Here is a 12,450-nt window from a genome sequence, read left to right as displayed (position 1 = left end):
CCACGTCCGCGAAACACCAGGGCGCCGCGCGCTTGCCTGTCCGGCCGACCCGCATGTACTTTCTACATGGAAAGGGGTTTCCATGAGTGGAATGACAGGCGAAGAGGCCGCCGCCGCCCTGCGCACGGTCGATCGCGGTGTGCGGCGGGGCGCCGACGCTGTCCGCCCGCGCGACCCGAGCCGATATCTCCTGGTCACCGGCCTGCTAGCGATCGCCCTCGGCGCGAGTTTCGACATCCCGCCGTCGCTCTGGGGAATCGGCGCGATCCTGCGTTTCCCGCTACCCATGGTGATCTGCGCGATCTGGACCGTCTACTCCCGGTGGGAGTGGCAGGCCCGCCCGCGCTGGACCGGTTACGGGGCCGGCGTCGTCACCGCGTTCTTCGCGCTGCACGTGGCGGTCTTCACCCTCGCGAGCCTCGCCGGTCTGGCGTTGCGTGATGCGGGCGCGCAGGTCCCGTTCGCCACCGCCGGTCTGCTCTACGCGGTTCTCATGATGACGATCGTCGGCGTCGCCGCGCGTCGTCTCGCGGGCCGCTACGCCGATCGACTGGCCCGGGAGCCCCGATGACCGCTGCGCCGGAGCTGGATCCGATCATCAATACCACCACCCGGCTCGCCATCATGGCCGTGCTGGCCGGGGCGGAGGAGATGGAGTTCGGCGTCGCGCGGGAGGCGGCCGGCATCAGCGACTCGGTGCTCTCCAAGCTGGCCACCGCGCTGGAGAGGGCCGGATATCTGAGATTGCGCAAGGGAAGCATCGGGCGGCGCCCGCGGACCTGGCTTTCCCTGACCGACGCCGGCCGGACCGCGATCCGCGACCACGTCGCCGCACTGCGGGAGCTGCTGGCCCGCGCCGAGGCAACACCGCAGTAGTGGTGCGCCCGGCAGGACTCGAACCTGCGACCGGTGGATTAGAAGTCCACTGCTCTATCCAACTGAGCTACGAGCGCGCGTCAGCACGTGCAGATTACCGCCGGTGGCCGGGCCCCCGTGGAAGGGGGCATGGATCACCGTGCGAGCACATACTAGATTTTCGAGCGTGCAGGTGACGAGTACGACCTATTTTCCAATCCTGATCTCCGCCCGGGAAGCGGAGTTTCACCCGGATTGGGTGCTTGACCGGTTCATCCCCGGCCTCGCGGTCGGGTACAGCTTCGGTCCGCCGTTCGGCGAGCAGATGGTGACCTGGCCCGACCTGGAGAAGATGCGGGTCAGCCGGCGCACCGTCAAGCGCCAGGCCGAGGAGACGCTCTACCAGGCGATGTCCCAGGTGCGCATCCACGGCCAGCCGCCGTCGCTGATGCTCTCGTTCGAGGGCCTGGAGTCGACCGTGCTGCTGGTCGAGGAGTTCTGGAACGATCTGGCCGAGCAGGTGCCGGGCGAGCTGGTCATCGGCGTGCCCGCCCGCGATGTGGTGATCGTCACCGGCTCCGGGTCGGCGCCGGGCCTGGAGAAGACGCGGCGCGCGGTCGGGCGGATGTTCTTCGCCGGCGGCACCCAGCTGCTCATGCAGGATCTGCTGGTGTGGCGCGCGGGGAGCTGGACGCCGCTTCCTGCGGCTGCGGATCAGCCTCGGGAAGCGGAGATCCTCCTCCCGGAACTCGATCTTCCGGAGCCTGAGCCGGTGCCGACACGTACACCTGAGCCCATCGATCAACCTCAGTGAAGACGCGGTCGCGCACCTCCGGCCCGGAGAGCGTCAGGTCGTGCAGGCCGCCGTCGAAGCGCACCACCGTGATGTGACCGCCCAGGTGGGACGCCCACTTCGCCATGTGCTCGACGTTGAGCACCGCGTCGGCCAGCCGGGCGTCCTCGGCCCACTTCCCGCCGCGGTAGCTGCGCGCGGAGCAGGCCAGCAGGATCGGCACGTCCACGTTCAGCCCGTGCCGTAGCCGCGCCTGCGCGTCCCGGATCGCGTTCAGCCAGCCGAAACGCACCGGGAACCCGGCCAGCGGCTTCCACTCCAGGTTGTAGTCCCACTCGCCACGGTGGTCCGCGTGGATGCTCTCGCCGTACACCTGGTTGAGCCCCTGCGGCAGCATGCCGTAGGGGCGGTTACGCGTGGCCCGGCACAGCACGGACAGCAGCGGGCGGCGCATCACCCACGACATGTTCAGATCGAAGAACGGGCTGTTCAAGAACAGGGCATCAACCCATCCGCGGGTACGACGTGCGTCCGCCCACAGCGAGGCCACGAGCCCGCCCGTGGAGTGCGCCGCGACCAGCAGACGATCGTGCCCGTCCTCCTCGCGGATGATCCGGGTCGCCTCGTCCAGCTCCGGGAAGTAGTCGTCGATGCTGCGGCAGAAGTTGGGCGTCTGGTGCGGGAGCAGGCTCCGGCCGTACTTGCGCAGGTCGAGGGCGTAGAAGTCCCAGCCCCGGTCCGTGAAGAACTCGGCCAGGTGGGTCTGGAAGAAGTAGTCGACGAACCCGTGCACGTAGAGCACGGCCCGGCCGTCCGGGTTGTCGCTGCGACGGCGTACCAGTGTGGCGACGACCGGGCCCTCGTCGTCGTTCCCGAGGTCGATCGTGCGGCGCTCATAGGGCTCACCGAGGACGTCAGTCTCCACGTCAGCGACCCTACCCCCGTAACAGATCATCCGGCTGTCCGAATGGTTGTCCACAGGCGGATTCTCTGTCCACAGGCCCGGTTCTGCGGGTGTCCTCGGCGGAAGTCTGGACCCCTCACATCCGAGCAAGGGGGTCCCATGTTCGACACCTACGTCACCGTGGTCGGCAACGTGCTGACCGCACCCGAGTGGCGCCGCACCGAGAGCACGAAGGCGGTGGTCGCCCACTTCAAGGTGGCCTCCACCGCCCGCAAGATGGACCGCGAGACCGGCCAGTGGATCGACGGCAACCATCTGCGGGTGCGGGTCACCTGCTGGCGCCGCCTGGCGGAGAACGTGGCCGCCTGCGTGATGACCGGCGACCCCGTCATCGTGATCGGCCGGCTCTACACCCGCGACTGGATCGACCCGGACGGCAACCACCGTGTGCAGTACGAGTTGGAGGCCGTCTCCGTCGGCCACGATCTGAACCGCGGGCAGGGCACGTTCAAGCGCACGCGGCCCGGCGGCGCGGCTACCGGCGAGATCGCGGACGGCCTCGGCGACGATCACATCCGCGGCGAGGCCACCGAGCCGTTCACACCGGGCGGGCTCGACGAGCAGCAACAGCACGCGGACGGCGACTTCGACTACGAGCCGCCGGCCTCGCCGCTCGACCGCCCGGACGACCCGCTGGCCGGCGAGGATCTCGGCACCGCGCTGGACGAGCTCGACGACACGGCCGCCCTCACCGGCAGCCGCTGAGCCGGGCGATCACTGAGCCGGGCAGACACGAGCCGGGCAGCCGCTGAGATCGGCAACCGCTGGAGACCCCCACCGCCGCGAACCCCGGCAGGCGCGGCGGTGGGTCCGCCACCCATCGGCCGGTACCCGGCCGAGGCCTACCCCGCAGGCCCGCCCATCGGCCGGTGGGTGGCTTCCCTCATGACCGGCCCCGTCGCGGAGGCCGGAATTCCCAAGATCGGCCTCGTGCGGAGGCCACGACCCGGCGGTGGCTAGGCTGCCCGGCGGAGGTGATCCGGTGCCAACAAGAGCAGACTTCCGATCGCGTGAACGGCGTGCGGCGCCGGCCCACAGCCCGCGAACGGTCCTCAGCCCGCGAACGATCCGCGGCCCGCAGACGGACCGCGGCGTGCCGACGGACCGCGGCGTGCCGACGGACCGCGGCGTGCCGACGGACGCGGCCCGTGCGCGGCGACCGGTGTCGGCCGCACGGCTGAGGGCCGCGGAGGCGGTCGGGCTGCTCGCCGGCTACGGATTGGACGCGCTCTTCGGCGACCCGCGCCGCCTGCACCCGGTGGCCGGTTTCGGCACGGCCGCATCCGCGCTGGAGAAGCGGGTCTACGCACCCGACCGGGCGTCCGGCGCACGTTTCGCCGCGATCGCGGTCGGCGCGCCCGTGCTGGCCGGCGTCGTGGTCGCCGGGCTGACCCGCCGGCAACCCGTGCTGCGCGCCGTGGCCGTGGCGGCCGCCACCTGGACCGTGCTGGGCGCGCGCACGCTGCGGGCCGAGGCGCACACCATGGCCGGCGCGCTGGACCGTGACGACATCGAGGCCGCACGCGGCCGGCTCGGCCACCTGTGCGGACGCGACCCGTCCGCGCTGGACGAGCCGGAACTGTCCCGGGCCACCGTCGAGTCCGTCGCCGAGAACACCTCGGACGCGATCGTCGCCCCGCTGTTCTGGGGCGCCGTCGCCGGGCTGCCCGGCCTGCTCGGCTACCGCGCCGCGAACACGCTGGATGCGATGGTCGGCCACCGTTCCCCGCGCTACGCCCGGTTCGGCACGGCCGCCGCCCGGCTGGACGACGCGCTCAACCTGATCCCGTCCCGTCTGACCGCCGCGCTCGCGGTCGCGCTCGCACCGGTGGCCGGTGGCAGCCCGTCCCGGGCGCTGCGCATCTGGCTCCGCGACGGCCACCGCCACCCCAGCCCCAACGCCGGCCAGTGCGAGTCCTCCATGGCCGGCGCGCTCGGCGTGCGTCTCGGCGGCCGCAACGTCTATTTCGGCCGCGCCGAGACCCGCCCCCACCTGGGCGACGGCGCTCCCCCGCTGGCCCCCGACATCGCCCGCGCCGCCCGCCTCTCCGGCGCGGTCGGCCTGGCCGCCGCCACCCTGGCCGCCGCCTACCGCCTGTCCACCGCCGTCAAGGCCCGCCGCGCCACGGCCGCACGCGCGAGGAGCCCCCGATGAACCGTTCCGCCAGCCCGCCAGCCGCCGCAACCGCCATGGTCACGGCGCCCACCGCACGACCGATCGGCACACGCTCGCTCGGCACCCCACCGCTCGACGCACCGCCGCTCGACGCACGAGCCTTCGCGGCGCAGGCTGTCGCCGGGACGGAGGGCACGCGATGAGCGGCCGGCAGGCCGGCGGGCTGCTGGTCGCCGGGACCACGTCGGATGCCGGGAAGAGCGTGCTCACGGCCGGGATCTGCCGGTGGCTGGCGCGGCGAGGCGTGCGGGTGGCGCCGTTCAAGGCGCAGAACATGTCGAACAACTCGGCCGTGGTCGTCGGCCCGGACGGGCGGGGCGGCGAGATCGGCCGGGCCCAGGCCATGCAGGCCGCCGCGGCCGGGATCGCGCCGGACATCCGGTTCAACCCGGTGCTGCTCAAGCCCGGCAGTGACCTGCACAGCCAGGTGGTGCTGCTCGGCGAGGCGGTCGACACGGTGAGCGCCGGCAGCTACCGCGCGCTGCGCCCCAGGCTCGCCGGGACCGTGTTCGAGACGCTGGCCGAGCTGCGGGCCGAGTACGACGCGGTGATCTGCGAGGGCGCGGGCAGCCCCGCCGAGATCAACCTGCGGGCCGGTGACTTCGTGAACATGGGGCTCGCCCGCGGCGCGCACCTGCCCGCGATCGTGGTCGGCGACATCGACCGGGGTGGTGTGTTCGCGGCGCTGTTCGGCACGCTCGCGCTGCTCTCCGCGGAGGACCAGGCGCTGCTCAGCGGCTTCGTCATCAACAAGTTCCGCGGCGATCCCGGCCTGCTCCGCCCCGGACTCGACATGATCACCAACGCGACCGGCCGCCCCGTGCACGGCGTGCTCCCCTACGACCACGACCTGTGGCTCGACGGTGAGGACTCGCTGGCCTACGGCAGCACGCTCGGCCGCCCTGCCCCGCCGGTCGGCCGCGACTGGCTGCGCATCGCCGTCGTCCGGCTGCCGCGCATCTCCAACGCCACCGACGCCGAGGCCCTGGCCGCCGAGCCCGGCGTGCGCGTGCGGCTCACCGGCACCCCCGCGGACCTGCTGGACGCCGACCTGGTCGTGCTCCCCGGCTCCAAGTCCACGGTCTCCGACCTGCGCTGGCTGCGCGACACCGGGCTCGCGGACGCGGTCACCGCGCACGCCGCCGCCGGCAAACCGGTGCTCGGCATCTGCGGCGGCTTCCAGATGCTCTCCCGCACCATCCACGACGACGTGGAGAGCCGCGACGGCACCGTTCCCGGCCTGGGCCTGCTGCCCACCGAGATCACGTTCGCCCCGCGCAAGACGCTCGGCCTGCCGCACGGCAGCGCGTTCGGCACCGAGGCGGTCTCCGGCTACGAGATCCACCACGGCCAGGTCTCCACGGCCGGTGCCGAGCCGTTCCTGCGCTACACGGACGGCCGCCCCGAGGGTGCGATCGCGGGCCCGGTCTTCGGCACCCACTGGCACGGCGCCTTCGAGTCCGACGGCTTCCGCCGCCGCTTCCTCACCGAGGCCGCCCGCCTGGCCGGACGCCACGGCTTCACCGTCTCCCCCGACACGTCCTTCGCCGCCGCCCGCGCCCGCGGCCTCGACCGCCTCGCCGACCTCGTGGAGGAACACCTGGACACCGACGCTCTCTGGCGCCTCATCGAGTCCGGCCCGCCCCCGGGCCTGCCCTTCATCCCACCCGGCGCCCCTGCCTGACCACACCGGCAGCCCCGGCCTGACCCCCACACCGGCGACCCGGCCTGACCACACCGGCGACCCCGGCCTGACCACACCGGCGGCCCTGATCTGGCTCCCCACACCGGCGGCCCGGCCTGACCGCACCGGTGCCCCCTGCCTGACCTCACCACCGCATGGTGCCGGCGCCCACGCGCAGGAACCCGCCGAGCACCGCCGCAGCCCGGCGCGCGACGGCGGCGTATCGCCCGTCGGCGCCCGGCCGGAGCCCGGCCGGCGCCCGGCCTGCACGGCGGCGCAGCACCGGGCCGGCGTCGCGCAGGATGCCGAGGCGGGCCCGTCCCACCGGGAGGAATGAGCGCGGGCACCCCGGTTCTCGCCGCCCGCCGGCACCTCGCCCCGGCGCGATCAACGCGTGCGGCGCACCGCCGATCGCACGGGTCAGGCGTTGTCCGCCGCCTGGCCGGAGGCCGCGGCCTGCTGCTCCTGGGTGGCCGCCCAGCTGGCGAGCAGGCGGAGCGCGTCGCCGGACGGGGACCCGGCCTCGGCGGTGTAGGCCAGCAGGACCAGGCCCGGGTCCGCGCTGAGGTCCATCGTCTCGTAGGACAGCGTGAGGTCGCCGACGACCGCGTGCTGGAAGCGTTTCGTGCCGACGCGGTGGAAGCGGACGTCGTGGGCGGCCCAGCGTGTCCGGAACTCGTCGCTGCGGGTGGAGAGTTCGCCGACGAGGTCGGACAGGTCGCGGTCGTAGGGGTTGCTGCCGGCGGCGGAGCGCAGCGTCGCCACGGAGTCGTCCGCGGTCCGCTCCCAGTCGGGGAAGAACGTCCGGCCGCGCGGGCTCAGGAAGCCGAAGTGCGCGAGGTTGCCCGGCAGCCCGCGGTGGTCGAGCACCTCGGCGTAGAGCGCACGGCCGAGCCGGTTGGCGGCCAGGATGTCCATCCTGCCGTTCACGACCGCGGCCGGGGCCTCGGTCATCGCGTCCAGCAGGCGTCGCAGCCCGGGGCGCACGGTGCGGGAGACAGCGCCACGGCGGGAGACGGCACCACCGCGGGAGACGGCACCACGTCGGGTGACCGGCGTGCTGTTCGCCGTGCGGGCGAGGTCGTGCAGGTAGGCGTGCTCGGCCTCGTCGAGGTGCAGGACCCGGGCGATCGCGTCGAGCACGGGCCCGGACACGCCGCGCAGGTTGCCGCGTTCGACCCGGTTGTAGTAGTCGACGCTCACGCCGGCCAGCAGCGCGACCTCCTCGCGACGCAGCCCCGCGACCCGGCGCCGGCCGCCGTACGCGGGCAGGCCGGCCCGCTCCGGGGTGATCCGGGCGCGGCGCGACGTCAGGAAGTCCCGGATGTCCTGCTGCAGCGTCATACCCGAAGGCTAGATCGCCGGCGGCAGGACGAACCAGGGTCTGGCATTACACCGATACGGCGCCGGCCCGCGCGTAGAACGCGGCGAGGTCTTCCGGGTTCTTGAGGTAGACGTCGATGCGGCGGACGGCCCCGTCCGAGACCTCGTGCTGCTCGATCATCGTGAGCGGCAGCTTCTCGCCGGTGCTGTGCGCGGTGAGCACCCCGGTCAGGTGCCCGATCACGTCGGCTCCGCCCTCGTACACGTCGAAGTCGGTGATCTCGATGGCCGCGTGGCTCATCATGGCGCCCAGGATCGACGAGATGAACACGTCCCGGCCACGGTTCTCACCGCCGTACGGCAGCACCCGCGGCTCGTCGACGATCACGTCCGGGTCGAGCCGGGCGATGACGCCGGCCGCGTCGCCCGCGCTGAGCGCCCGGTAGAGCGAACGGACGACATCGACGTCAGTGCTGGTGGTGGTTGTCATGGTGATCCTTCCGAAAGGCCGGTAGCGGCTCACCCATTACGCCCCGGCCCGGGACCGCCTGGAAGGCCGCGCCTTTCCAGGCACTGCCGGTACACCCCTGCGGTCAGGCCTCGGACACGAGCCCGTTCGCGTCGATCGTCCGGGTGCTCCAGTACGTGTCCCACTCGTCGCCGATGTGCTCCGGGACCTTGCCCTCCGGGTAGCGGACGTATCCGGAGGGCGGCTGCTCGTCGTCCGCCACGCACGTGCGCCCGGTCGTGCTGTCCACGGCCTTGACCGGGTACTCCCCGTCCCGGCAGATCTTCTCCTGGCCGGAACAGCCCGCGGCGACGGCCGCGGTGAGCGCCAGGACGGGCAGCAGACGCGAGAGCGTATTCATGCCCCCGACGCTAGTCGTCCGGTGGCAGGAGGCAACCGGTGAACAGGCGGCCGGGCACATAGCCGACAGCTCAAAGCAGGATTCCCACCGGCCTCAACGGACTACGCTCGACCGACGTGACCAGGCCCCCAGATCGCACCGCCCGGAACGTGGCGCTGCTCGCGGAGCTCTTCCCCGCCTGCGTGACCGAGGTCCGGTCCCCGGACGGCACGCCCAGGACCGCGATCGACCTGGACCTGTTACGCACCGAGCTGGGCGAGTACCTGGTCGAGGGCCCGCGCGAGCGTTTCCACCTGGACTGGCCGGGCAAGCGGGACGCCCTGCTGGCCGCGAACCGCCCCGCGGTCCGGGCGCTGCGCCCGGACCGGGCGGTCAGCGAGGACTTCGACCGCACCCGCAACCTGTTCATCGAGGGCGACAACCTGGACGCGCTGCGGTTGCTGCAGGAGACCTACCTGAGCAAGGTCAAGGTCATCTACATCGATCCGCCGTACAACACCGGCAGCGACCGGTTCGTCTACCCTGACCGGTTCCGGGAGCGGGCCGACGACTACCGCACGCGGGCCGGCCTGGTCGGCAATCTGGCCACGGACGGCCGCTTCCACTCGAACTGGCTGTCGATGATGTACCAGCGCCTCACGCTGGCCCGCACGCTGCTGCGCCCGGACGGCGTGCTGCTCATCTCGATCAACGACGTGGAGCAGGCGAACCTGCGCCGGATCTGCGACGAGATCTTCGGCGAGGCGAACTTCCTGACCCAGTTCGTCTGGCTCAACGAGGGCAACGTCGACCAGCAGAGCGCGATCAAGGGCGTGCACGAATACGTGCTCGCCTACGCCCGCGACCTGACCCGGCTGGGCCGTCCCGCGATCATCGACCCGAACATCGAGGAGGAGAGCAAGCTCTTCAACGAGCGCATCGAGAACTCGATCACGAAGAACGGCCCGGCCAACCCGGAGTCCACGATCACGCTGCCGCGGGGCTTCCCCGCCTGGTTCGACAACGGATATATCGCGCCAAGAGACGATAAATACCCCAAAATTCTTGACCCCATCACCGTAGAAAACGGACGAACCACCCAACAGACAAGACTCAAGTCCGGTTGGAGCAGCCGCAACCTGCTCGAACTCTTCATCGCCAACGGCTGCACCCCGATCCAGGACGCCAAGGGCCGCACCACCACGTTCGCCCTGACCGACCGCGGCGCGATCTACTACGCCAAGCACCGGCCGCCGGACGCCGGCCACGTCGTCTCCGTGCTGCGCAACATGGGCACCACCAAGCAGAACAGCGCGATGCTGGCCGGCTGGGGCATCGAGTTCTCCTACCCCAAGCCGGTCTTCCTGATCGAGTTCCTGATCCGCACGTTCACCACCGCGAACGACGACGCGCTGGTCCTGGACTTCTTCGCCGGCTCCGCCACCACCGCGCACGCGGTCTTCCGGGCCAACGCGGCCGACGGCGGCAACCGCCGTTTCGTGCTCGTCCAATACCCCGAGCCGTACCCCGGCCCCGGCTTCGACACCATCGCGGACCTGGCCCGGGAGCGGATCAGGCGGTCGGGCGCGGAGGTCAAGGCGCAGAGGGCCTGGGCCGGGGACACCGGTTTCCGCAGCCTCCGTCTCGACCTCCCGAGCCTGAAAGATGCACGGCGCGAACCGCACGAAATACGACAAAAAGACCTGGAACACGACGCCGACCGCGCGCTCCCCGGCCGTACCGGCGAAGATCTGCTTTTTGATGTCCTGATCCGATTCGGTGTCGACCCGGCCGAACCCATCGACCGCCATCACATCGCCGGTCACGCCGCCTTCACCGCCGGTGACCTGCTGGCCTGCCTGGACACCCACCCGCCCTACACGCCGGAGCTGTTCGCGGAGGCGGCACGACGACGACCGGCCAGGATGGTGCTGCGCGATGCCGGGTTCACCGGCGACGAGCTGCGGATCAACGCGGAGCGCCTGCTCGGCCCCGGCATCGACCTGCGGGTGCTCTGAGTGCGCCTGCGGTACGCGGTCCAGCCGCACCAGACCGAGGCCGTGGCCGCCGTGGTGGACGCGTTCGACGGCCAGCCGCACGTGGCCGGCCCGTCCAACGCGCCGTTGCGGATCGGCGCGGACCGCCTGCTGGCGAACGTGCGCGCGGTCCAGTCCCGGCAGAGCCTGCCCGCCGACGCCACGCTGATCCCGAGCGCGGGCTGCCCGGTCAACCTGGACGTGGAGATGGAGACCGGCACCGGCAAGACCTACGCCTACATCAAGACCATCTTCGAGCTGCATCAGCGGTACGGCTGGGGGAAGTTCGTCATCGTCGTGCCTGGCATCGCGATCCGGGAGGGCGTGGACCGCTCGTTCGCGCAGACCGCCGAGCACTTCATGGCCGCGTACGGCAGGAAGGCCCGCTTCTTCACCTACCGCTCCCGGCACCTGCACCGGCTGGAGAGCTTCGCGTCCGACCCCGGCATCAACGTCATGATCATCAACATGCAGTCGTTCACCGGGGCCGACCGCCGGCGCATCCACACCGAGCGTGACGACTTCCAGTCCCGGCGCCCGATCGACGTGCTGGCCGGCGTGCGCCCGGTCCTGATCCTGGACGAGCCGCAGCGGATGGAGGGCGGGCGCACGCTCGGTGCGCTGGCCTCGTTCCGCCCGACCGCGATCCTGCGCTACTCCGCCACGCACCGCATCGCCCGGAACCTGGTCCACCGCCTGGACGCGCACGACGCCCACGCGCGCGGGCTGGTCAAACGCATCGCCGTGCACGGCGTGACGTCCGCGGCGAGCAGCGAGGAGGCGTTACGGCGCGTGCAGATCCGCGAGGCCGTGCGCGCGCACCTGGAGCAGGAGGAGCGGCTGCGGCCGTACCGCGTGAAGGTGTTGTCGCTCTTCTTCATCGACGCGGTGGCGCGCTATCGCGACTATGCGCGCGCGGACGGCAAGGGCGACTACGCGCGCGTCTTCGAGGAGGAGTACACGCGGGCCACCGGCAGCGGCACCCCGGCCGACGTGCACCGCGGCTACTTCTCGATCGACCGGCGCACCGGCCGGATGCAGGATCCGGACGTGCCGGACGACGAGGACGCGTTCGACCTGATCCTGCGCGACCGCGAGCGGCTGCTCTCCCCGGACGAGCCGGTCCGGTTCCTGTTCTCGCACTCCGCGCTGCGCGAGGGCTGGGACAACCCGAACGTGTTCGTCATCTGCATGCTCAAACGCGGCGACAGCACGATCTCCCGCCGTCAGGAGGTCGGCCGGGGCCTGCGTCTCGCGGTCGGCCCGGACGGCGAGCGCCTCACCGACCCCGCCCTCAACGAGCTGACCGTGATCACGCCGGAGTCCTATCGCGACTTCGTGGCCGGCCTGCAGCGCGAGTTCCCCCGCCCGCCCGAGGTCCACAACGCACGCTCACCCCGCCGACCGAGCACAAAGGTCCCGCAGAAGGCCCTGATCACGCTCGACTCCGCCGCCCTGATCACCGCCTGCGTGACCGCGCTCAACACTCGCCTCCCCGCCGCACCGCCCCGCTACACGATCACCACCGCGGCCGGCACGCGCGACGCCGAGCCCGGCCTGAGCGCCACCACCACCCACGACCTGCTCGGCGAACTCGCCACCGGCACCGGCCTGACCCGCCGCACGCTCGCCACCATCCTCACCGCGCTCCACCCGTCCGTCTTCGCCGGCTTCGCCCACGACCCCCGCGCCTTCCTCACCGCCGCCACGGCCGTCATCACCACCGAACGCTCTCTGGCAGAGCACCCCCTCCCTTGATATCGTCCGATAT

At 71.9% G+C, this 12,450-nt stretch carries 12 protein-coding genes and 1 tRNA gene; 7 read left to right on the top strand and 6 right to left on the bottom strand.

Annotated elements, in window-relative coordinates; all coding sequences use genetic code 11:
* The first annotated feature begins 91 nt into the window (after positions 1-91).
* Positions 92-571 carry a hypothetical protein gene (locus OP04_RS36475; RefSeq protein ID WP_033344488.1) on the top strand — a complete coding sequence of 160 codons (480 nt, stop codon included), beginning with the start codon at positions 92-94 and terminating at the stop codon, positions 569-571.
* The gene (locus OP04_RS36470) at positions 568-876 is read left to right on the top strand and encodes a transcriptional regulator (RefSeq protein ID WP_033344487.1); all 309 of its coding nucleotides are present in this window, start codon (positions 568-570) and stop codon (positions 874-876) included. Before OP04_RS36475 ends, OP04_RS36470 begins: the two co-directional genes overlap by 4 nt.
* Here the strand turns inward: OP04_RS36470 and OP04_RS36465 are convergent.
* Together OP04_RS36465 and OP04_RS36455 are read right to left on the bottom strand one after the other, a co-directional pair.
* Positions 877-953 (bottom strand) — tRNA-Arg (locus OP04_RS36465).
* Positions 954-1,508: 555 nt separating this feature from the next.
* Entirely contained in the window at positions 1,509-2,573 is a 1,065-nt protein-coding gene (locus OP04_RS36455) for an alpha/beta hydrolase (RefSeq protein WP_033344485.1), read from the bottom strand.
* 138 nt (positions 2,574-2,711) lie between these two features.
* Here OP04_RS36455 and ssb point away from each other — a divergent pair, with 138 nt between their 5' ends.
* From ssb to OP04_RS36440, 3 genes are all read left to right on the top strand, one after another.
* Positions 2,712-3,317, top strand: a complete 606-nt coding sequence (ssb, locus tag OP04_RS52375; RefSeq protein ID WP_085067053.1) for a single-stranded DNA-binding protein — start codon at positions 2,712-2,714, stop codon at positions 3,315-3,317.
* Positions 3,318-3,789: 472 nt separating this feature from the next.
* Positions 3,790-4,767 carry a cobalamin biosynthesis protein gene (locus OP04_RS36445; RefSeq protein ID WP_051799658.1) on the top strand — a complete coding sequence of 326 codons (978 nt, stop codon included), beginning with the start codon at positions 3,790-3,792 and terminating at the stop codon, positions 4,765-4,767.
* 160 nt (positions 4,768-4,927) lie between these two features.
* Positions 4,928-6,472, top strand: coding sequence for a cobyric acid synthase (locus OP04_RS36440; protein ID WP_033344484.1), 1,545 nt, complete (start codon positions 4,928-4,930; stop codon positions 6,470-6,472).
* Positions 6,473-6,617: 145 nt separating this feature from the next.
* Here OP04_RS36440 and OP04_RS36435 read toward each other — a convergent pair whose 3' ends face one another.
* The 4 genes from OP04_RS36435 to OP04_RS36420 all read right to left on the bottom strand — a co-directional run bounded on the left by OP04_RS36435 (position 6,618) and on the right by OP04_RS36420 (position 8,664).
* A complete protein-coding gene (locus OP04_RS36435) occupies positions 6,618-6,797 on the bottom strand; it encodes a hypothetical protein (RefSeq protein ID WP_033344483.1) in 180 nt (59 codons plus the stop codon).
* Between the two features lie 95 nt (positions 6,798-6,892).
* On the bottom strand, positions 6,893-7,816 hold the full coding sequence (locus OP04_RS36430; protein ID WP_033344482.1) for a helix-turn-helix domain-containing protein: 924 nt from the start codon (positions 7,814-7,816) through the stop codon (positions 6,893-6,895).
* A 46-nt stretch (positions 7,817-7,862) separates the two neighbouring features.
* The gene (locus tag OP04_RS36425) at positions 7,863-8,285 is read right to left on the bottom strand and encodes a nuclear transport factor 2 family protein (protein ID WP_033344481.1); all 423 of its coding nucleotides are present in this window, start codon (positions 8,283-8,285) and stop codon (positions 7,863-7,865) included.
* Between the two features lie 103 nt (positions 8,286-8,388).
* Positions 8,389-8,664, bottom strand: a complete 276-nt coding sequence (locus tag OP04_RS36420) for an SCO0607 family lipoprotein (protein WP_033344480.1) — start codon at positions 8,662-8,664, stop codon at positions 8,389-8,391.
* A 116-nt stretch (positions 8,665-8,780) separates the two neighbouring features.
* Between OP04_RS36420 and OP04_RS36415 the strand changes: the two genes are divergently transcribed.
* Both OP04_RS36415 and OP04_RS36410 read left to right on the top strand, forming a co-directional pair.
* A complete protein-coding gene (locus tag OP04_RS36415; protein WP_033344479.1) occupies positions 8,781-10,661 on the top strand; it encodes a site-specific DNA-methyltransferase in 1,881 nt (626 codons plus the stop codon).
* On the top strand, positions 10,662-12,437 hold the full coding sequence (locus OP04_RS36410) for a DEAD/DEAH box helicase family protein (protein ID WP_051799631.1): 1,776 nt from the start codon (positions 10,662-10,664) through the stop codon (positions 12,435-12,437).
* Positions 12,438-12,450 lie beyond the last annotated feature (13 nt).

The organism is Catenuloplanes japonicus (genome assembly GCF_000717135.1).
GTDB lineage: Bacteria > Actinomycetota > Actinomycetes > Mycobacteriales > Micromonosporaceae > Catenuloplanes > Catenuloplanes japonicus.
Note: the sequence above shows the minus strand (reverse complement) of the source record. Positions and strands in the feature narration are given on the sequence as shown.

Coding starts and splice junctions, on each gene's coding strand:
- ssb (WP_085067053.1), top strand. CDS start 2,712: ATGTTCGACACCTACGTCACCGTGGTCGGCAACGTGCTGACCGCACCC.
- OP04_RS36420 (WP_033344480.1), bottom strand. CDS start 8,664: ATGAATACGCTCTCGCGTCTGCTGCCCGTCCTGGCGCTCACCGCGGCC.
- OP04_RS36425 (WP_033344481.1), bottom strand. CDS start 8,285: ATGACAACCACCACCAGCACTGACGTCGATGTCGTCCGTTCGCTCTAC.
- OP04_RS36470 (WP_033344487.1), top strand. CDS start 568: ATGACCGCTGCGCCGGAGCTGGATCCGATCATCAATACCACCACCCGG.
- OP04_RS36440 (WP_033344484.1), top strand. CDS start 4,928: ATGAGCGGCCGGCAGGCCGGCGGGCTGCTGGTCGCCGGGACCACGTCG.
- OP04_RS36475 (WP_033344488.1), top strand. CDS start 92: ATGACAGGCGAAGAGGCCGCCGCCGCCCTGCGCACGGTCGATCGCGGT.
- OP04_RS36430 (WP_033344482.1), bottom strand. CDS start 7,816: ATGACGCTGCAGCAGGACATCCGGGACTTCCTGACGTCGCGCCGCGCC.